Source organism: Curtobacterium sp. L1-20 (assembly GCF_048755855.1).
Taxonomy (GTDB): Bacteria; Actinomycetota; Actinomycetes; order Actinomycetales; family Microbacteriaceae; genus Curtobacterium.
Genome location: NZ_CP151473.1, coordinates 2,852,834 through 2,871,992 on the forward strand (window position 1 = coordinate 2,852,834; position 19,159 = coordinate 2,871,992).

Genomic DNA, 19,159 nt, shown 5'->3' on the forward strand with positions numbered 1-19,159 from the left:
GGGGTCGGGTGACCGGCGCTCAGCGCACGCGGTCGGTGATGCTCTTCGGTCCGCGGCCCATGCCGAGCAGGCCCGCGCGGGCGAGCTCCTTGATGCCGTAGGGCTCGAGCACGCGGAGGATCGCCTGGATCTTGCCGGGGTCGCCGGTCACCTCGACGACGAGCGAGTCGGTCGCCACGTCGACGACCTGGGCACGGAACAGGGTCACTGCTTCGAGCACCGCCGAGCGCGTCTGGTTGTCGACACGCACCTTCACGAGCATGTGCTCGCGCTGGACGGACTGCGGGAAGTCCAGCTCGACGATCTTGATGACGTTCACGAGCTTGTTGAGCTGCTTCGTCACCTGTTCCAGCGGGAGGTCCTCGACGTCGACGACGACCGTGATGCGGGACAGGCCCTCGACCTCGGTGTTGCCCACGGCGAGGGACTCGATGTTGAACCCGCGGCGGGCGAAGAGGCCGGCGACGCGCGTCAGCAGACCGGGCTTGTCCTCGACGAGGAGGGAGAGGACGTGGCTCATGCGGTTTCCCCCGTCATGTCGGCGTCCTCGTCGTCCCAGGTGGGTGCGAGGGCCTGGGCGTACTCGATGGACGAGTTGCTGACACCCTGCGGGACCATCGGCCAGACCATCGAGTCACGGCTCACGACGAAGTCGATCACCACGGGGCGGTCGTTGGTCTCGAGGGCGAGCTGGATCGCGGCGTCCACCTGGTCGGCGCGCTCGACACGGATACCGAGGGCACCGTAGGCGTCGGCGAGCTTCACGAAGTCCGGGACCCGGCGGGTGCCGTGACCGGTCTGCAGGTCGGTGAAGGAGTGTCGGCCGTCGTAGAACAGCGTCTGCCACTGCCGCACCATGCCGAGCGATGAGTTGTTGATGATCGCGACCTTGATCGGGATGTCGTTGATGACGCAGGTCGCGAGTTCCTGGTTGGTCATCTGGAAGCAGCCGTCGCCGTCGATCGCCCAGACCACGCGGTCCGGCTCGGCGACCTTCGCGCCCATCGCGGCGGGCACCGAGTAGCCCATCGTGCCGGCACCGCCGGAGTTCAGCCAGGCGTTCGGCCGCTCGTACTTGATGAACTGCGCGGACCACATCTGGTGCTGTCCGACCCCGGAGGCGAAGACGCCCTCCGGGCCGGTGAGCTCGCCGATGCGCTTGATGATCGCCTGCGGCGCGAGGAGCCCGTCGGTCGGCTCGGCGTACCCGAGCGGGAAGTCGGCCTTGAGCTGCTCGAGCTTCGCCCACCACTCGGCGGTCGATGCGCGGTCCTCGACGGCGATGCCACCCCACGCGTCGAGCAGGTCACCCAGGACCTCGCGTGCGTCGCCCACGATCGGGACGTCGGCGAAGCGGATCTTCGAGATCTCGGCGGGGTCGATGTCGACGTGCACGACCTTGGCGTTCGGCGCGAACTCGTCGGCCTTGCCGGTCACCCGGTCGTCGAAGCGGGCACCGAGGGCGATGATGAGGTCGCTGTCCTGCAGCCCGAGCACGGCCGGCACCGTGCCGTGCATGCCGGGCATGCCGAGGTGCTGCGGGTGCGAGTCGGGGAACGCACCCCGTGCCATCAGGGTCGTGACGACGGGCGCGCCGGTGGCCTCGGCGAAGCGGAGCAGCTCGGCGGTCGCGCCGGAGCGGATGACACCGCCGCCGACGTAGAGCACCGGACGCTGCGACTCGGACAGCAGCTGCGCGGCCGCGGCGATCTGCTTGCCGTGCGCCTTCGTGACCGGCCGGTAGCCGGGCAGGTCGATCTTCGGCGGCCACACGTAGGGCGCCGACATCTGCTGGGCGTCCTTCGTGATGTCCACCAGCACCGGACCCGGACGACCGGTCGTCGCGATCAGGTGCGCGGCGGCGAGCGTCGCCGGGATGTCCTCCGGCTTGGTCACGAGGAACGAGTGCTTCGTGATCGGCATCGTGATGCCGACGATGTCGGCTTCCTGGAAGGCGTCCGTGCCCATGAGGGTCGAGAACACCTGCCCGGTGATGGCGATGAACGGCACCGAGTCCATGTAGGCGTCGGCGATCGCCGTCACGAGGTTCGTCGCACCGGGGCCGGACGTCGCGATGGCGACACCGACCTTGCCCGACGCCGAGGCGTAGCCCTCGGCGGCGTGCCCGGCGCCCTGTTCGTGGCGGACGAGGATGTGGCGGATCGTGGTGGACGCCATCAGCTCGTCGTAGAACGGGATGATGGCACCGCCCGGCAGGCCGAAGACGTCGGTGATCCCGAGGTGCTCGAGCGTCCGGAGGACGGCTCCCGAGCCGGTCAGGGTCTCCGGCGTCCGGCGTGCACCGGCGGCCGCGGACAGCGGAGTGGCTTCCGTGGGCATGAGGTGGTCCTTGCCTGGAGAGGTGGCGATGGTGCGTGTGTCGACGCTAGCCCGTGACCGCGCCCTTGGCGGCGGACTGGACGAGCTTCGCGAACTTCGCGAGGACTCCGCGGGTGTAGCGCGGGGGCAGCGGGGCCCAGCCTTCTCGGCGGGCTTCCAGCTCGGCGTCGTCGACCAGTAGGTCGAGCGAGCGAGCCGCGATGTCGACACGGATGCGGTCGCCATCGCGCACGAATGCGACTGGACCTGCGTCCACCGCTTCCGGTGCGATGTGGCCGATGCACAGGCCGGTTGTGCCGCCTGAGAATCGTCCGTCCGTCAACAGTAGTACATCCTTGCCGAGGCCCGCGCCCTTGATCGCGGCCGTGATGGCGAGCATCTCGCGCATGCCCGGTCCGCCCTTGGGGCCCTCGTAGCGGATCACGACGACGTCGCCCTTCTGGATCGTCCCCTCGGTCAGGGCGTCCATCGCGGCGCGCTCGCGGTCGAACACCCGCGCGGGGCCCTCGAACACCTCGGCGTCGAACCCGGCGGTCTTCACGACGGCACCCTCGGGGGCGAAGGAGCCCTGCAGGATGGTGAGGCCGCCGGTCGCGTGGATCGGGTTGTCGAGCTTCCGGAACACCTCGCCGTCGAGCTCCGGCGGGTCGATCTCGGCGAGGTTCTCGGCGAGGGTCTTGCCCGTGACGGTCATGACGTCGCCGTGCAGCAGCCCGGCGTCGAGGAGCGCCTTCATGATCACCGGGATGCCGCCGTTGCGGTCCACGTCGACCATGACGTACTTGCCGAACGGCTTCATGTCGGCGAGGTGCGGGACCTGCGAGCCGATGCGGTTGAAGTCGTCGAGGGAGAGCTCGACCTCGGCCTCGTGCGCGATGGCGAGGAGGTGCAGGACCACGTTGGTCGAGCCTCCGAGGGCCATGGCGACGGCGATGGCGTTCTCGAACGCCTCCTTCGTCAGGATCTGGCGCGCGGTGAGCCCCATCCGGAGCATGTTCACCACGGCCTCGCCGGAGCGGTGCGCGTAGTAGTCACGACGACGGTCGGCGCTGGGCGGCGCCGCACTGCCCGGCAGGGACATGCCGAGGGCCTCGGCCACCGACGCCATGGTGTTCGCGGTGTACATGCCACCGCAGGCGCCCTCGCCGGGGACGATGGCGCACTCGATCTTCTTCAGCTCGGCTTCCGACATGGTGCCGGCCTTGCACGCTCCGACGCCCTCGAAGGAGTCGATGATCGTGACCTCCTTGAAGGAGCCGTCGGCCTGCTTCACGTAACCCGGCATGACCGAGCCCGCGTAGAGGAAGACGCTCGCGAGGTCGAGGCGGGCCGCCGCCATCAGCATGCCCGGGAGCGACTTGTCGCAGCCGGCGAGCAGGACGGTGCCGTCCAGGCGCTCGGCGTTGACGACCGTCTCGACGCTGTCGGCGATGACCTCGCGCGAGACGAGCGAGAAGTGCATGCCCTCGTGGCCCATCGAGATGCCGTCGGAGACGGAGATGGTGCCGAACTGGAGCGGGTAGCCGCCACCCGAGTGGACGCCTTCCTTGGCGCCCTGCGCGAGGCGGTCGAGGGACAGGTTGCAGGGGGTGATCTCGTTCCAGGAGGACGCGATCCCGATCTGCGGCTTCTCCCAGTCCTCGTCGCCCATGCCGACGGCCCGGAGCATGCCACGCGAGGTGGTCGCTTCGATCCCGTCGGTGACGACCCGGCTGCGGGGCTTCACGTCGATGTCAGGCATGGGGCGAGTCTAGGCGCAGTTGGGATACCAACCGGACAACAACATGCGTCCGCATGCTGACGGCAGGCCGGGAGGCGCTGGTCGCCTCCGTCAGCGGACCGCCCGTGCGCGCGCCAGCTGCTTCAGGACGCCGGTCAGGGCTGCGGGGTCGGCCACCCGGTACGCGGCGAGGGTCTCGCCCTCCCCCACCTTCACGCCGACGTCACCGTCGCCGAGCACCCGGAAGGCGTCCTCGTCGGTGACGTCGTCCCCGGCGAAGAACACCGCGTCGGCGCCGTGCAGGTCGCGGAGGCGCGCGATCGCGTCCCCCTTGGTGACGTGCCGCACGGCGAACTCGAGGATGTCCTTGCCGCCGCGCTCGAGCACGTCGGGGTCGGCCTCGTGCGCCGCGGCGCTGGCCGCGGCGTCCGCCTCGGCCGCGACGTCGGAACCGACCCGTCGGGTGTGCACACCGTGCCCCGCCGGCTTGTGCTCGATGACGACCCCGGGGAAGCGCTCCCCCACGGCGTCGAGCGCGGCGCCGACCCGGGCGACGCGGGCGACCTCGTCATCGGTCAGTGCGGCCTCGTCGTGTCCGTCGACCCGCCACTCGACACCGTGCGAGCCGACCAGGGCCATCTCCGCCGGGGCGTGGCTCACGGCCGCGAGGCTGTCGAGCGGGCGGCCGGAGACGAGGACCACCTCGGTGTCCCTCGCCCGGTGCAGGGTGAGGACGGCCGCCCACGACGCGGGCAGCGCGCCGACCTGCGAGGGCTCGTCGGCGAACGGCGCGAGCGTGCCGTCGAAGTCGAGCGCGACGAGGAGTCGCGGTGCAGCCGCGAGCGTCTCGAGGGCCGCGTCGACGGCGGACTGGTCGGCGGTGGTCTCAGGCATCACGCGCCTCCCGGGTGTCCTCGGCGGCACGCGCGGTCTGCGCGTCCTGGTCGAAGATCGACATGTTGTCCGTCTGTGCCTCGCGGTGGCGGTCCGCCGGGTCCGTCGCGGACGGGTCGATGCGCGCGTTGCGGGGGGCGTGCCGGTCGAGCGCCTCGAGGAACGACCGGGACCAGCGGGCCACGTCGTTGTCGCGCACGCGCTTGCGGAGCGCGCGCATCCGGGTGGAGCGCTCGCGACGTGGCATCTCGATCGCGCGCTGGATCGAGTCCTTGAGGGCGCCGATGTCGTGCGGGTTGATGATGACGGCCTGCTTGAGCTCGTCGGCGGCACCGGCGAACTCGGACAGGATCAGGACGCCGTCGTTGTCGAAGCGCGTCGCGACGTACTCCTTCGCGACGAGGTTCATGCCGTCGCGCAGGGCCGTGACGAGCATGATGTCCGCGGCGAGGTACAGCGCCACCATCTCCTCGCGGGGGTACCCGTGGTGCAGGTACGAGATGGGCTGGTGCCCGATCGTCCCGAGGTCGCCGTTGATCCGCCCGACGCTCAGCTCGATCTCGTCGCGGAGCGTCTTGTACGTGTCGACGCGCTCACGGCTCGGGCTCGCGACCTGCACGAGCGTCGCGTCCTCGACCCGCAGCCGACCGTCCTCGATGAGTTCGCCGAAGGCCTTGATGCGGTGCCGGATGCCCTTGGTGTAGTCGAGCCGGTCCACGCCGAGCAGGACCGTCCCCGGGTTGCCGAGTCCGGCGCGGATCTCGCGGGCCCGCTCCTGGACCTCGGGCCGCCGGGCGATGTCCTCGAAGCTCTCGGCGTCGATCGAGATCGGGAAGTGCCGGGCCTCGACGTGCCGGACCGTGATGCCCTTGCGGCTGCGCGGCGCTTCGGGGTCGTCGACGGGGACGTCGATCGTCGAGCCCTTCGTCGTGTAGCCCTTGATGTGCCGGACGGCCCGGAGGAAGTCGCTCGCGTCGTCGTGCCGCTGGAAGCCGATCACGTCGGCGCCGAGCAGTCCGTCGAGGATCTGCGCACGCCACGGCAGCTGCGCGTAGATCCCGACCGGCGGGAACGGGATGTGGTTGAAGAAGCCGATGGTGAGGTCCGGGCGGAGCGCGCGCAGCAGGGCCGGCACGAGCTGGAGCTGGTAGTCCTGCACCCAGACGATGCCGTCCTGCTCGACGATCTCGGCGATCTGCTCCGCGAACCGCTTGTTCACGGCCTTGTAGGCGTTCCACCAGTCGCGGTGGTAGCTCGGGTGCTCGATCACGTCGTGGTAGAGCGGCCAGAGCGTGTCGTTGCTGAAGCCCTCGTAGTAGTCCTCGACGTCGGACGCGGTGAGCGGCACCGGGACGATGTGGATGCCCTCGTTGTCGAACGGCGCGACGTCGACGTCGGGCTGCCCGACCCACCCGACCCAGGCGCCGTCGTTCGCCCGCATCACCGGCTCGAGCGCGGTCACCAGGCCACCGGGCGAGTGCCGCCAGCCCTCGTTGCCGTCCTCGTCGACGACGCGGTCCACCGGCAGGCGGTTCGAGGCGACGACGAAGGAGTACCGGGTCTGTTCGGTGCGGGGTGCAGCCATGGGGTGGTGGGGTCTCCGTTCCGCCCGGCTCGAGCACCGGGTCCGCCGCCGACGGTACCAGCGCGCGGGCAGCCGGCTCCCGGGGCGCCGTCAGTAGGCTCGTCGGCATGGTCATGACACGGGCGTGGCGGAACGGTGCCGCGGCGGAACGGGACTTCCCGGTCGAGGCGATCTCCGACCTCGTCGACGCCGACGACACCTTCGTCTGGGTCGACTTCACCGACCCGCGGCCGAGCGACCTCGAGCAGGTCGAGGAGGAGCTCGGCATCCACGCGCTCGCGGTCGAGGACGCGGTCGAACGCGGCCAGCGCCCGAAGCTCGACCGGTACCGCGACAGCCTGTTCCTCGTGGTCTACGACGTCGACGGCCTCGGCGACGACGGCGAGCTCGTCACGCACGAGGTGAAGGCGTTCGTCACCGCGCACGCGCTCGTGACGATCCACGGCGCCGACGTCGACACCGGACCGATGGACCGCCGCCTCGACGCGACCCGGGACATCGCCGACCACGGGGTCCCCTGGCTGGTCTGGGGACTGCTCGACGCGGTGACCGACCACGCGACGAGCACCGTGGAGGACATCGAACGGCGCATCGACGACCTCGAGGACGACCTCTTCGAGCACGGCAACCCCCGCGAGCAGCAGATCCAGCGCCGCTCGTTCCGGCTCCGCAAGGCACTCGGGGTGCTCCGCAGGCAGGTCGTCCCGACGCGCGACAGCGTGGCGTCGCTGCTGCACGGTGACGCCGAGACGATCTCGGACGGCATCCGTCCGTACTTCCGCGACGTCGAGGACCACCTCGTGTCGATCGCCGACTCGGTCGAGCAGCTCCGCGACGCGGTGTCGAGCATCCTCGACACGAACCTGAACCTGGCGTCGAACCGGCAGAACACCGTGATGAAGAAGGTGACGAGCTGGGCCGCGATCATCGCGATCCCGACGGCAATCACCGGGTTCTTCGGGCAGAACGTGACGTTCCCGGGCGAGGGCCAGTGGGGCGGGCTCTTCGCGTCGCTGGCGCTGATCGTGGCGTCCTCGCTGCTGCTCTACCGGGCGTTCAAGCACCGCGACTGGCTGTAGCACGGCGCCGAGCGCGCTGGGTCTGCCGCGGCGCGCCGCTACAGCCGCAGCGCGAGCACGCCGGCCACGACGGTGAGGGGCGCGACCACGCACCCGAGCGCCATGTAGCGCCCCCACGACAGGTGCACGCCCTCCGCCGAGAGCCGCGCGTGCCACAGGAGCGTCGCGAGCGACGCCCACGGCGTGATGAGGCACCCGGCGTTCACGCCGACGAGCAGCGCCGCGTAGCGCAGTGCCTCGTGCCCGGCCGCCGGTTCGAGGACCAGGTAGGCGGGCAGGTTGTCGATGACGTTCGCCGAGAGCGCGCCGGCACCGCCGAGGAGGAGCAACGGGCCGGTGCCGGTGCCGCCGGACAGCGCACGCACGATCGGGTCGGTCACGCCCGTGGTGTGGAGCGCCTCGACGACCACGAACAGCCCCGCGGCGAACACCAGCGTCGACCACGGCACCCGCGACGGCTTGAGCTCCGACGGCGCCCGGAACGCGGCGACGACCACGAGGACCACGGCGGCGGCGACCGCGGCCACCCAGACGGTCACGCCGGCGGTGAGGGCGACGACGAGCGCCACGAGCACCGCGGACGCCGACCAGAAGAACACCGGGTCGGTCGCCGGACGCACGGACACCGGTGTGTACCGGCCGAAGAGCTTCCCGCGGAACACGACGAGCAGCACCACGCACGGCACGACCACCCCGGCGAGCGCCGCCCACACCATCAGCCCGGCGAACGGGATCGGACCGTCGAGCCCGATGCGGTCGACGGCGAGCAGGTTCGTGAGGTTCGACACGGGCAGCAGGAGCGAGGCCGTGTTGGCGAGCCACACCGTGGTCAGCGCGAACGGCATCGGCGGCAACCCGACGCGCCGAGCGAGCGTGATGACGATGGGCGTGAGGAGCACCGCGGTGGTGTCGATGGACAGGAACACGGTGCACACCACGGCGAGCACGACGACCGCGCCCCAGAGACCGATCGTCCGGCCGCCGCCGACCCGCGCCGCGAGGTCGGCGAGCCGGTCGAAGACGCCGGCGTCGGCTGCGAGCTCGGCGACCACGGTCAGGCCGAGCACGAACGCCAGCACGGGGACGACCCGGTCGGCGAGGGTGACGAGATCGGGCAGGGGCAGCAGTCCGAGGGCGACGCAGACCGCGCCGACCACCAGCAGTGCTCCCCCGATGACGGCCTGGCGCAACGGCGGCTCCTTGTCGGGTGCGCCGGCAGGGTGACCGGCGGCGCTCCAATGTACTGGCCGGTAGCGTGGGCGGGACGACGACAGGAGGAACCCGTGCGGAAGTTCATGTTCAACGGTGCCGTGTGGAGCTCGCTCATCAGCGGCTACAGCGTGCTGCAGACCACGCGCCAGGGCCCGCGCGACTGGCGCCTCGCGCTGACGTGGGTGGCGTGGCTCGCGACGACGATCGTCGCGATCGGCACGGTCGTCGAGGACGACCGCGCCGTCAAGGCGCGACAGCCCTGAGGCGGGTCGCCGAGGCGACACGACGGACGACGGGAGGCGCGGTGCCAGCGGGCACCGCGCCTCCCGTCCGTCCGTGGCCCGGTCGTCAGCGTTCCGGTGGGACCTCGTCGGCGCGGATCCCGGAGGTCTGGAGCGGACCGGTGAAGAGCGCCGCCCGCTCGTCGCCCTCGCGGAAGAGCGCGGTGTCCTGCTCGTCCGTGCGGGCACGCCGCTGGGCCACGGTCTCGTCGCCCTGGGCGACCTGGATGCGCTGCCGAGGCAGGGCCGCCGGGTGCTCGCGCTGCACCCACTCCACCATCTCCTCGCGGACGTAGCAGCGCAGGTCGAAGAGCGACCCAGCGTCCGGGGCGGTGACCAGGATGCGCACCCGCACCAGGCCGCCGACGGCGTCGGTCACCTGCAGCACCTTGGTCCGGCCGTCCCAGATGGTGGACGTCGCGAGGATGCGGTCCAGCTCGGCCCGCATCTCGCTCGGGTTCACCCGCCAGTCCAGGTCGAACTCGACGGCACCGAGCAGCTCGCTGTTCGTGCGCGTCCAGTTCTCGAAGGGGGTGCTCGTGAAGTACGTCGACGGGAGCACGAACCGGCGGTCGTCCCACAGGTGCACGACGACGTAGGTCAGGGTGATCTCCTCGATGCGCCCCCACTGCTGCTCGACCACGACGACGTCGTCGACGCGGATCGATCCGGAGAACGCGAGCTGCATGCCCGCGAACACGTTGCCGAGGGTCGACTGCGCGGCGAGGCCGGCGATCACGGAGATGAGCCCGGCCGAGGCGAGGACGCTCGCGCCGGCCGCCTCGACGCCGGGGAACGTCAGCAGGATGGCGCCGAGGCCGATGATCACCAGGACCGCGACGGTGAGCCGGCGGAGGACGAGGACCTGCGTGCGGATGCGTCGGGCCACCCGGTTGTCCGGCACGTCGACCCGGTACCGGTGCAGGCCGAGGCTCTCGAGGAACACCGCGATCTCGCAGGCGAGCCAGGTGCCGACGCCGATGGCGATCACGAGGAACGCGTGCGAGACCTCGTCCCGCCACGGGTAGGCACGCAGGTCGTGCGGGATGCTCGACGCGAACGCGGCCCAGAGCAGCGCGACGAGGAGCATCGTGCGCGTCGGGTGCTTCGTCCGCCGGGAGAGCACCGCGGCCCAGCGTTCCCGCCGCGCCAGGGTGCGGAAGACCAGGTGCAGGACGAGGGCGGCGACGGCGGTGACGAGGAGCGCGAAGCCGATCGCCACGAGGAGTCGGAGGAGGATGTCCATCCCTCCATGCAACCAAGTCACGGTGGGTGGTGTCGGACGACCGTGCCGCGCGGTGCCGCGTCGGGCCCGATCCCCTAGTAGCGTGTCGCGCATGACAGCGCAGAACGACACCGGGGTGGACCGTGCGCCCGCGAACGACTTCTCGCACGAACAGGAGGGCTACCAGCACGGGCTGAAGCCCCGGCAACTGCAGATGATCGCCATCGGCGGCGCGATCGGGACGGGGCTCTTCCTCGGCGCCGGTGGTCGGCTGCACACGGCTGGACCGGCGCTCGCCGTCGTCTACCTGATCGCCGGCGTGTTCGCGTTCTTCATCCTCCGCGCGCTCGGCGAGCTCGTGCTGCACCGTCCGTCGTCGGGGTCGTTCATCTCCTACGCCCGCGAGTTCTTCGGCGAGAAGTTCGCGTACGCGGCCGGCTGGATGTACTTCCTCAACTGGGCGATGACCTCGATCGTGGACACCACCGCGGTCGCGCTCTACCTGCACTACTGGGCCGGCCCCCGCGCCGTGCCGCAGTGGGCACTCGCCCTCGCTGCGCTCCTGGTCGTGCTCGCCGCGAACCTCGTCGCCGTGAAGGTCTTCGGCGAGCTGGAGTTCTGGTTCGCGATCATCAAGGTCGCGGCGCTCGTCGCGTTCCTCGTCGTCGCCCTGGTCTGGCTCGTGTTCGCGTTCCCCGTGGAGACCGGCGGCGAGACCGTCCGCACCGGGTTCTCGATCTGGTCGGACAACGGCGGCCTCCTGCCGTCCGGGTTGCTGCCCGCGGTGCTCGTCGTGCAGGGCGTCGTGTTCGCCTACGCCGCCATCGAGCTCGTCGGCACCGCGTCCGGCGAGACGCAGGACACCGAGAAGGTCATCCCCCGCGCGATCAACTCCGTCGTGTTCCGCATCGCGGTCTTCTACGTCGGGTCGGTCGTGCTGCTGTCCCTGCTGCTGCCGTACACCTCCTACAAGGACGGCGTCAGCCCGTTCGTGACCTTCTTCTCGTCGATCGGGAACCCGCAGGTGGGTCAGGTCGTCGGCTCGATCATGAACTTCGTGGTGCTGACCGCCGCCCTGTCGTCGCTCAACGCCGGTCTGTACTCGACCGGCCGCGCGCTGCACTCGATGGGCATGAACGGCTCGGCGCCGAAGTGGACCACGAAGATGACGAAAGGCGGCGTCCCGTTCGCCGGCATCCTGCTGACCTCGGCCTTCACGCTCGTCGGTGTCTTCCTCAACCTCTTCGTGCCGGCGCAGGCGTTCGAGATCGCGTTGAACATCGCGAGCCTCGGGATCATCACGGCGTGGGGCACGATCATCCTCTGCCAGATGCGCCTGCGGCAGTGGGCCAAGCAGGGACTCGCGAAGGAACCGACCTTCAAGCTCCCCGGGGCGCCGGTGACGTCCTGGCTGACGCTGGCGTTCCTGGTGACCGTGCTGGTGCTGATGGCGATCGACTGGCCCGTCGGCACGCTGACCATCGCGTCGCTCGTCGTCATCATCCCGCTGCTGGTCGTCGGCTGGTTCCTGCAGCGTGACCGCATCCTCCGCATCGCCTCGCTCCGGTCCGGCGTCACCGGGCCGTACCCGATCACCGGACGCGACCCGGCGAACCAGGTGCGTCGCGGACCGCACGACGGCGAGGACAGCGGCACGGCCTGATCCGGTCCACCGCGCGCGGACCTGTCCGCTTCCCGACACGTCCGCTCCGGAGCGGACGCGGGTCCGGCACCCGTCGGTACGATCGGCGGGTGCCGGACCTCTCTGCTTCTCCCACGCTCGACCTCCAGTTGACCTGGCGCGGAACGTTCGGCCGGGTCCGGGTCTTCGACGACCGGGTGACCGCGGAGACGAGCTACGAGCGGGAGGGCCTGACGGCAGTGCCGATGGACCAGGTCCGCGGGTGGCGACTCTGCCCGTGCGACTTCGACGCCGTCTGCGCCGAGTTCGTCACGGCCTCCGAGACGTACCGCGTGCTGCTCGACACCTCGGACGAGAAGGTCGCCGAGCTCGCGCTCCGTCGTGTGCTCGGAGCACCGCTGCCCGCGGACTCCTGACGCCGGGGCCGTCCTCAGTCGTCGGAGTCGACCTCGTCGGTGACGACGTCCCCTGAGCCGGCGTCGATCCGGACGCTGTGCTTCGTCCCGGACGCGTCACGGACGTCGCCCTCCCAGACGACCTTCCCGAGGTGGTCGTCGAGCCCCAGCTCCGTGATCGTGCCGGCGTGCAGGTCCTCGAACGCGGCCACGGCGTCGCTGACGTCCAGGTCGGCCGCGTCGATGAAGCGGGTGTTCTCGGCCGTGTCGTCGGCGTCCGTGCGGTCGGTGCGGGGCGAGCCGTCGACCGCCGAGCCCTCCGCGTTCGTCCGCACCTCGTGCTCGGCGCCGTCCGCCGTCACCACGAGGACCTCGTGCGCGGAGCCGTCCTGCTCCCGTTCGACCGACACGACCGTGCTCGCGTCGACGGCCTTCCGCGCGGTCGCGGCGGCGGCGAGCAGGGCGTCGTTCGACCCGGTGTCGGCGCTGCTGCCGGAGGCACCGCCCGTGGTGGCGGCACCGCTGGCGGCGCCCGAGCCGGAGCCGTTGCCGGTGCTCGCCGTGTCGGAGTCGTCGGCGCTGCACCCGACGAGGGCCAGCGACGCCACGAGCGGCAGGGCGGCCAACCCGGCGACGCGGCGGGCGGTCCGGCTGGTGGGGCGGGCGGGGTGGTTGCTGCGTGCGTTCATGCTGCAAGGCTGCCGACCGGGTGCTGAAGCAGACCTGAAGCGTGCTGGTCAGCCGCCGAGCGGGATGCGCACCACGAATCGTGCGCCGCCGACGGGCGCGTCGGAGACCTGCACGGAGCCGCCGTGCGCCCGGACGGCGTCGTGCACGATGGCGAGGCCGAGGCCCGCCCCGCCGGCGTCACGGCTGCGGGCCTCGTCGAGCCGGACGAAGCGTTCGAACACCCGCTCGCGCTCCCCCGGCGGCACCCCCGCCCCGTCGTCGTCCACGGTGAGCTCGGCCTGCCCGTCGGCGGCGACGAGGGCGACCCGGACCCGGCCGGCGGCGTGCCGCACGGCGTTGTCGACGAGGTTCCGGACGACGCCGGCCAGCACCCGTTCGTTGCCGAGCACACGGGCCGGGCCGATGCCCGTCCCGTCCACGGCGACCCGGTCGGCCGCACGGACCCGCGCCCGCCCGACCGCGTCGAGGACCACGTCGTCGAGGTCCACCGGCTGCGGGACCCCGACGCCGCCCTCGTCGAGGCGCGACAGCTCGAGCAGGGCCGACACGAGCTCCTGCAGACGGAGTGCCTCGGACCGCACCACGTCGGACAGCTCCCCCACGTCGGCGCGTTCCGGGTGCGCCGCGGCGACCTCCGCGTGCTGGCGGATCGTGGCGATCGGTGACCGGAGCTCGTGCGACGCGTCGGACACGAACCGCCGCTGTCCCGCCGCCGACCGGTCGAGCCGCTCGAGCATGGCGTTCATGGTCGCCCCCAGTCGGGCGATCTCGTCGCCGGTGTCCGGCACCTCGACGCGGGCGTCGGGGCGCGCTGCCCGGATCGTGTCGACCTCGGACCGCATCCGCTCGACGGGGCGGAGCGCACGCCCGGTGACGGCCCAGGTGACGACGCCCATCACCAGGACGACCAGGGGGACGCCGACCGCGAGCAGCCCGACCGCGGCACGGAGCGCGGTGTCGGACTGGTCGAGCGAGACGCCGTACACGAGTGTCGCCTCGCCGCCGCCGGGCAGGTCGACCTCGTCCGCCACGAGGAGCCACCGCTCGCCGTCGTGGGTCCACCGCGACTCCTCGGCCGTCGGGAGCGCCGGCGGGTCGGCGTCGTCGCCGTGCGCGAGGACCGCACCGCCTCCGTCGACCACCTGCACCAACACGTCCTCGTACCCCCGCACGGCGGCGGCGCCCTCCGCCTCGACGCGGGACGACGCCTGCTCGAGTCCGGCCTCGGCCGAGGTCCGCACCCCGTCGAGGAGCACGAGCCGGAACACGGCGACGAACGCCGCTGCACCGACGAGGAGCGCGACGAGCACGACGGCCACGGCGCCGAGTGTCGTGCGGGCGCGCACGGAGCGGAGCCGTCGCGGCCGGCCGCGTGTGGTCGGTGCAGAGCGCTCGGGCGGTCGTGACCGTGCCCCCACCCGGCCGGCCCCGACCCGGTCAGCAACGGCCCCGTCGGCCCCGGCCCGGTCAGCCACCGTCCGCCGCCAACCGGTAGCCGGCACCGCGGACGGTCTCCAGCGCGTTCCGCCCGAACGGACGGTCGAGCTTCCGCCGCAGGTGTCCGACGTAGACCTCCACGATGTTGGGGTCGCCCTCGAAGTCGACGTCCCAGACGCCGGCGATCACGTCGCGCTTCGAGCAGACCTCGCCCGGCCGTCGGGCGAGGAACTCGAGGACCGCGAACTCCCGGCTGGTCAGGTCGACCACGGTGCCGCCACGGGTCACGGTCCGGGCGGCCGGGTCGACGACGAGGTCGCCGATCGTCAGGACCGCTGGTCGTTCCCGGGCACCCCGACGGACCAGCGCCCGGAGGCGGGCGACGAGCACCGGGTGCGAGAAGGGCTTCGTGACGTAGTCGTCGGCCCCGGCGTCGAGGGCCTCGACCTGGTCCCACTCACCGTCCTTCGCCGTCAGCATGAGGACGGGCGTCCAGTCCCCCTCTGCACGGAGCCGGGCGCACACCGCCCATCCGCTGAGGCCGGGCATCATCAGGTCGAGCACGATGGCGTCGTAGGCGAACTCGCGCGCGTGCCACAGCCCGTCGACGCCGTCGTGGGCGACGTCGACCGCCCAGCCCTCCGCCTCGAGGCCGCGGCGCACGCCGTCGGCGAGCCGGACCTCGTCGTCGACCACCAGCACGCGCATGCGTCCGATCCTGGCGGGTCGCGCTGAACCGCGCCTGAAGCGCACCGGCGGGTCCGACGCGACCGCGTCGGGTCCGGGAGGCGCAGTGCGGGCCCGTCCCGCGCCTCCAGGCCGGTGTGGGGTCGCGCCCGCGCAGGGCGGTCAGACCAGGAGCAGGATCCCAGCGACCACCGAGGCGACCGCGATCAGCAGGGCGATGAGGAGCAGGACGAGGTGCACGGTGTAGAACGTGGTCGGCTTGCCGGCCGCGTCGCGGGCGCGGGCGTCCTTCGCGACCCGCTGGAAGAAGCGAGGCCACGTGACGACGTTGAAGACGGCGCCGATGAAGAGGACGAGGGCTGCGAAGACGGTCACCTGACGATCCTAGGACGAGCCGACGGTCGGTCGCGGCTCGGCGGCGGGGTTCCGAGGCGGAGCGCGAGGTCCGGGCGGGTCCGCTCGGGCCGAGGAAGGGTGGTGGTGCTCGGCCGCCCCCAACGCGGCCGAGTCCCACCCCGGCGGCCACACGTGTGTAGCACCTGCTACAGACCCTACACGGCACCGACGGCAGAGTCGAGCCATCCAGTGGGATCGGTGTCCCGTTGCTGACTACACGGACTCGAGGGCGGACTCCGCCTCGGTCAGCGCCGCGCGCTCGGCGTCGCTGAGCGTCCGGCGCGACCGACGCGCGCCGTCGTTGATCTCCACGATGACCCGGCTGAGTCGGGTGGCGGGGTCGTCGGAGGACGGGTAGTCGTTGTCCGTGCCGACCCGCTCGTGGAGCGGCGTGAGCCGGTGGAGTGCCCGCTCGACCCGACGGGAACGGCGGCGACGCGACACCTGGTGGCCGATCACGAGGAGGAGCATGCCCGAGGAGACGCAGATCACCGCGCCCGGGGTGGTCACGTCGTACGGCAGCGACAGCGCACGCGTCGTGGCCGGGGACCCGAGGACGTGGGCGAGGTCCATCACGACGACGACCACCATCCGCACCACACCGAGCACGCCGCCGAGGACGAGGACCCCCAGGCCGACGAGGTCGGTCGTGGTGCGGGCCTCGCGCAGGTGGAGCACGCAGATGGTCCCCGTCGCCCCGAGCGCGACCCCCAGGTAGACCGTCTGGGCGATCGAGTACACGACCGCCGCCGGGTGCTGCCCGGCGTCGAGCATGAACGTGGTGGTCGTCGGCGGCTTGTCGAGCACCGTGAACGCGACGATGACGACGACCCCGACCACGACGAACGCCACGACGATCGCGTTCCGGAGCCACCGCCGGTCCGCGCCGACGGCCTTCGCGACGCCCCAGAGCAGGGTGCTCGTGCCGGCGACCATCAGGCAGTCGCTGACGACCGTGACCAGGTTGAAGCCGCCGACGAGCGGGTCGAGCCAGCGGTAGAGCGGATCGACGTTCGTGACGATCGTCGCCGCGAAGAGCAGGAACGTGACCGCGAGGGTCCGGTCCTGCCGACGCTGCAGCACGAGGAGCGTGATCGTGCCGGCGACGAGGAGCAGCGCCTGCACGACGGAGACGATCACCCGAAGACCCCGCGGAACGTGGTCGGACGATCCCGGTGGCCACGGATGAGCCCGGCGAGACGGTCGGCGAAGACCTCGGCCTCGTGCTCGTACTCGTTCGAGAACAGTCCGCGCGCCAGTGCCCGCTCCACCTTGTACTCGGGCAGGTCCGGGATCACGTCGCGGATGTACGCCGCCTGCGGCGCGTGGTCCTGGTGGCGGTGCAGGATGTGGCCCAGCTCGTGACCGATCACGAAGGACCGGAAGGTCCGCGACGGCGTCGGCGAGATCATCACCAGGTGCTGCCGGTCGAGGGTGGCGACGAATCCGCACACCGGCTCGGACACGAGGAACTCCTCCTCGCGCACCACGATCGGCTTCCCCACCACCGCAGCGGCGGCCGACACGGCCTGGTCGACGTCCGACCAACCCTCCGCGACGCCACGCGCCCAGAAGTCGTCGACGAACGAGTCGGCCCCGCTCACGCGACGGTCCCCCGCTCGGACTCCTCCTCGAGCACCTCGGCGATGCGACGGAGCGCCGCCGGGGACAGCTCGCCGGGGAACGTCCGTGCGGCGAACCCGCTCACCCGGGCCGAGCGGAGCGAGCGGACCAGTGCGAGCTGCGCGCCGATGCGCTCCGGGACCTCGCTGTCCTCGAGCAGGAACCGCTCGTCCACCTGGAAGAAGCCCGCCAGCAGGCAGAGCAGCCCCGAGTCGCGGTTGCGCCGACCGTCGCCGGAGAGCATGTAGGTCCACTTCGCCCGCGACAACGAGCCACCCTGCTCGGCCACGTACTCCTCGATCGCGGCGAACGGCACCGGCGACCCGCGCTGCGCCTCCTCGAAGTCGAGCAGGAGGTTGAGGCGACGTGCGAGCTCCGCGGCGTCGAGGGCCCCGCCCTTCGGATCAGCTGTCGCCATGTCGATGCACTCCTCCCCGGTCGCACGTGCAGGACATGCTAGCGCGCCGGCCCACCCGGCACCGCGGCTACCCTCGGGAGCGTGCCAGCCGCCTACCCGTCGACGATCGCGGCACCCGTCGAGCACGAGATCGTCATCACCCGGTCGCGGTTCATCACGACCGTCGCCCCGGTCTCGCCGGACGCCGGCGTGGCAGACGCCGAGCGGGTCATCGCCGAGGTCCGCCGCCGCCGGTGGGACGCCCGGCACAACTGCACCGCGATGGTGACCGGGGTCCTCGGCGACCAGGCGCGGTCGTCGGACGACGGCGAGCCCTCGGGCACCGCCGGCGTCCCGATGCTCGAGGTGCTCCGTCGCCGCGGACTGACCGACGTGGTCGCGGTCGTGACCCGGTACTTCGGCGGGGTGAAGCTCGGCGCCGGGGGCCTCGTCCGCGCCTACTCGACCTCGGTGTCCGAAGCACTCGACCGAGCCGCGGTCGTCCAGCGGCACGCGCTCACCCGGGTGACGGTGGACGTGCCCCACGCGGACGCGGGCCGCGTCGACAACGTGCTGCGCGAATGGGTGCGGCACCACGGTGCGACCCTCGGCGACCCCGCGTACGGCGCAGCGGCCACGTTCGAGCTCTGGGTGCCGGAGACGGCGATCGCGCCGCTGCGGGCGGACCTCGCTGCGACGTCGAACGGGGCGCTCGACCCCGTCGTCGGCGAGCAGCGGGTCGTGGACGTCCCGGCGGACCGAGCGGGCTGACGCGGTCGGCAGGTCGCGCGGTCGGTGTCCCGCCTGCGGTGGCGGGCGGTCAGCGCGCCGCGCGGTCGGTGTCCCGTGCGCCGGACCGACGCATGAGCGCCCACTGGCCGAACAGGAGGACGCCGATCCCGAACGGGATCCAGGTCGCGACGGTCCCGCTCGAGAGCACCGGTCCGACGACCCCGAGGACGATGCTGACGACGGCGCAGACGAGCACGATGATCTGGTTGGTGGTGGTGTTCCGCACGGGAGATCCCCTCTTCCTACCGATGGTCCGGACGGCCCACGGCGTAGACCGACGACGGTCGAGGCACCGCGGTGACGAGGCCCCCGACTCGTTGTCGGCGACGGTACCAGACCCGGACGCTCCGTCCATCGACACCGGAGCGCACTTCCGGCTGGAGCCCGGACGCCCCCGACGGTCCCACGATCGCGTGCCTGCAGACGAGATCGACTCCGGGATCGCGAAGGACCGCACGCGCGACGAAGGAGTCGCTTCGATGCAGCACGACGGTCAGGTGGAAGCAGCGGCTGGGTCTTCTCGGCGGGCGGAAAGCTTGTCCTTCCCGCACAACGTGGTGTGGCTCGGCGCGGAGTGCCTCACCAACCCCGATGCTCTCCGCGGAATGAACACCGGTGGACTCTCGCGACGCGTCCGTATGACGTGCCTCCACTGCGACGGATTGCGGACCACCCATGTGAGACGGAGGCTGACGGCAACCAGCGCGAGCAGGCGGGACTTCGCGGTGCAGCGACCTCAGGTGCAGCATCTGACCCCGTTCGCT

The 19,159-nt window shown here is 71.7% G+C and carries 20 protein-coding genes; 5 read left to right on the forward strand and 15 right to left on the reverse strand.

Translation table 11 applies throughout. The features are described 5' to 3' along the window. Positions 1-19 precede the first annotated feature (19 nt). From ilvN to otsA, 5 genes are all read right to left on the reverse strand, one after another. Positions 20-520 carry an acetolactate synthase small subunit gene (gene ilvN / locus AAEP86_RS14870; protein WP_412881112.1) on the reverse strand — a complete coding sequence of 167 codons (501 nt, stop codon included), beginning with the start codon at positions 518-520 and terminating at the stop codon, positions 20-22. Continuing rightward, on the reverse strand, positions 517-2,340 hold the full coding sequence (locus AAEP86_RS14875) for an acetolactate synthase large subunit (protein WP_420368074.1): 1,824 nt from the start codon (positions 2,338-2,340) through the stop codon (positions 517-519). Before AAEP86_RS14875 ends, ilvN begins: the two co-directional genes overlap by 4 nt. A 46-nt stretch (positions 2,341-2,386) precedes the next feature. Next, positions 2,387-4,081, reverse strand: a complete 1,695-nt coding sequence (gene ilvD / locus AAEP86_RS14880) for a dihydroxy-acid dehydratase (protein ID WP_420368075.1) — start codon at positions 4,079-4,081, stop codon at positions 2,387-2,389. 90 nt (positions 4,082-4,171) lie between these two features. Further along, complete coding sequence (gene otsB / locus AAEP86_RS14885) at positions 4,172-4,954, reverse strand: trehalose-phosphatase (protein WP_420368076.1); 783 nt, start codon at positions 4,952-4,954, stop codon at positions 4,172-4,174. Then, complete coding sequence (otsA, locus tag AAEP86_RS14890) at positions 4,947-6,539, reverse strand: alpha,alpha-trehalose-phosphate synthase (UDP-forming) (protein ID WP_420368077.1); 1,593 nt, start codon at positions 6,537-6,539, stop codon at positions 4,947-4,949. Before otsA ends, otsB begins: the two co-directional genes overlap by 8 nt. Positions 6,540-6,646: 107 nt before the next feature. Here otsA and AAEP86_RS14895 point away from each other — a divergent pair, with 107 nt between their 5' ends. Then, positions 6,647-7,618, forward strand: coding sequence for a magnesium transporter CorA family protein (locus tag AAEP86_RS14895; protein WP_420368078.1), 972 nt, complete (start codon positions 6,647-6,649; stop codon positions 7,616-7,618). A 38-nt stretch (positions 7,619-7,656) separates the two neighbouring features. Here AAEP86_RS14895 and AAEP86_RS14900 read toward each other — a convergent pair whose 3' ends face one another. Next, positions 7,657-8,808: an SLC13 family permease gene (locus AAEP86_RS14900; RefSeq protein WP_420368079.1), complete on the reverse strand. Its 1,152-nt coding sequence runs from the start codon at positions 8,806-8,808 to the stop codon at positions 7,657-7,659. Between the two features lie 93 nt (positions 8,809-8,901). On the opposite strand from AAEP86_RS14900, the gene AAEP86_RS14905 reads away from it, so the two are divergent. Then, a complete protein-coding gene (locus AAEP86_RS14905) occupies positions 8,902-9,093 on the forward strand; it encodes a hypothetical protein (RefSeq protein ID WP_071261817.1) in 192 nt (63 codons plus the stop codon). An 85-nt stretch (positions 9,094-9,178) separates the two neighbouring features. Here AAEP86_RS14905 and AAEP86_RS14910 read toward each other — a convergent pair whose 3' ends face one another. Next, positions 9,179-10,357, reverse strand: coding sequence for a mechanosensitive ion channel family protein (locus AAEP86_RS14910; protein ID WP_420368080.1), 1,179 nt, complete (start codon positions 10,355-10,357; stop codon positions 9,179-9,181). Between the two features lie 91 nt (positions 10,358-10,448). On the opposite strand from AAEP86_RS14910, the gene AAEP86_RS14915 reads away from it, so the two are divergent. Together AAEP86_RS14915 and AAEP86_RS14920 are read left to right on the forward strand one after the other, a co-directional pair. Continuing rightward, complete coding sequence (locus tag AAEP86_RS14915) at positions 10,449-11,999, forward strand: amino acid permease (RefSeq protein WP_420368081.1); 1,551 nt, start codon at positions 10,449-10,451, stop codon at positions 11,997-11,999. Positions 12,000-12,088: 89 nt separating this feature from the next. Continuing rightward, complete coding sequence (locus AAEP86_RS14920) at positions 12,089-12,394, forward strand: hypothetical protein (protein WP_420368082.1); 306 nt, start codon at positions 12,089-12,091, stop codon at positions 12,392-12,394. 14 nt (positions 12,395-12,408) lie between these two features. Here AAEP86_RS14920 and AAEP86_RS14925 read toward each other — a convergent pair whose 3' ends face one another. From AAEP86_RS14925 to AAEP86_RS14955, 7 genes are all read right to left on the reverse strand, one after another. Next, on the reverse strand, positions 12,409-13,062 hold the full coding sequence (locus AAEP86_RS14925; RefSeq protein WP_420368083.1) for a PepSY domain-containing protein: 654 nt from the start codon (positions 13,060-13,062) through the stop codon (positions 12,409-12,411). A gap of 48 nt (positions 13,063-13,110) precedes the next feature. After that, positions 13,111-14,382: a sensor histidine kinase gene (locus AAEP86_RS14930; RefSeq protein ID WP_420368084.1), complete on the reverse strand. Its 1,272-nt coding sequence runs from the start codon at positions 14,380-14,382 to the stop codon at positions 13,111-13,113. 148 nt (positions 14,383-14,530) lie between these two features. Next, positions 14,531-15,208, reverse strand: coding sequence for a response regulator transcription factor (locus AAEP86_RS14935; RefSeq protein WP_420368085.1), 678 nt, complete (start codon positions 15,206-15,208; stop codon positions 14,531-14,533). Positions 15,209-15,349: 141 nt separating this feature from the next. Further along, a complete protein-coding gene (locus tag AAEP86_RS14940; protein WP_420368086.1) occupies positions 15,350-15,562 on the reverse strand; it encodes an SCO4848 family membrane protein in 213 nt (70 codons plus the stop codon). Between the two features lie 234 nt (positions 15,563-15,796). After that, positions 15,797-16,723, reverse strand: a complete 927-nt coding sequence (locus AAEP86_RS14945; RefSeq protein WP_420368087.1) for a hypothetical protein — start codon at positions 16,721-16,723, stop codon at positions 15,797-15,799. Then, positions 16,720-17,187: a hypothetical protein gene (locus AAEP86_RS14950; protein WP_420368088.1), complete on the reverse strand. Its 468-nt coding sequence runs from the start codon at positions 17,185-17,187 to the stop codon at positions 16,720-16,722. Before AAEP86_RS14950 ends, AAEP86_RS14945 begins: the two co-directional genes overlap by 4 nt. Beyond that, positions 17,184-17,624 (reverse strand): hypothetical protein, encoded by a 441-nt coding sequence (locus AAEP86_RS14955; RefSeq protein WP_420368089.1) that lies wholly within the window; start codon positions 17,622-17,624, stop codon positions 17,184-17,186. The genes AAEP86_RS14950 and AAEP86_RS14955 overlap by 4 nt, the downstream gene beginning before the upstream one ends. An 81-nt stretch (positions 17,625-17,705) precedes the next feature. Here AAEP86_RS14955 and AAEP86_RS14960 point away from each other — a divergent pair, with 81 nt between their 5' ends. Next, complete coding sequence (locus tag AAEP86_RS14960) at positions 17,706-18,374, forward strand: IMPACT family protein (RefSeq protein ID WP_420368090.1); 669 nt, start codon at positions 17,706-17,708, stop codon at positions 18,372-18,374. A gap of 49 nt (positions 18,375-18,423) precedes the next feature. Here AAEP86_RS14960 and AAEP86_RS14965 read toward each other — a convergent pair whose 3' ends face one another. Then, the gene (locus tag AAEP86_RS14965; protein ID WP_420368091.1) at positions 18,424-18,621 is read right to left on the reverse strand and encodes a hypothetical protein; all 198 of its coding nucleotides are present in this window, start codon (positions 18,619-18,621) and stop codon (positions 18,424-18,426) included. Positions 18,622-19,159: the final 538 nt, after the last annotated feature.

Bases quoted from the DNA above. Each gene is read 5' to 3' on its own strand.
- AAEP86_RS14955 (WP_420368089.1), bottom strand. From the start codon at position 17,624: ATGGCGACAGCTGATCCGAAGGGCGGGGCCCTCGACGCCGCGGAGCTC.
- ilvD (WP_420368075.1), bottom strand. From the start codon at position 4,081: ATGCCTGACATCGACGTGAAGCCCCGCAGCCGGGTCGTCACCGACGGG.
- otsB (WP_420368076.1), bottom strand. From the start codon at position 4,954: ATGCCTGAGACCACCGCCGACCAGTCCGCCGTCGACGCGGCCCTCGAG.
- AAEP86_RS14895 (WP_420368078.1), top strand. From the start codon at position 6,647: ATGGTCATGACACGGGCGTGGCGGAACGGTGCCGCGGCGGAACGGGAC.
- AAEP86_RS14915 (WP_420368081.1), top strand. From the start codon at position 10,449: ATGACAGCGCAGAACGACACCGGGGTGGACCGTGCGCCCGCGAACGAC.
- ilvN (WP_412881112.1), bottom strand. From the start codon at position 520: ATGAGCCACGTCCTCTCCCTCCTCGTCGAGGACAAGCCCGGTCTGCTG.
- AAEP86_RS14935 (WP_420368085.1), bottom strand. From the start codon at position 15,208: ATGCGCGTGCTGGTGGTCGACGACGAGGTCCGGCTCGCCGACGGCGTG.
- AAEP86_RS14875 (WP_420368074.1), bottom strand. From the start codon at position 2,340: ATGCCCACGGAAGCCACTCCGCTGTCCGCGGCCGCCGGTGCACGCCGG.
- otsA (WP_420368077.1), bottom strand. From the start codon at position 6,539: ATGGCTGCACCCCGCACCGAACAGACCCGGTACTCCTTCGTCGTCGCC.
- AAEP86_RS14925 (WP_420368083.1), bottom strand. From the start codon at position 13,062: ATGAACGCACGCAGCAACCACCCCGCCCGCCCCACCAGCCGGACCGCC.
- AAEP86_RS14910 (WP_420368080.1), bottom strand. From the start codon at position 10,357: ATGGACATCCTCCTCCGACTCCTCGTGGCGATCGGCTTCGCGCTCCTC.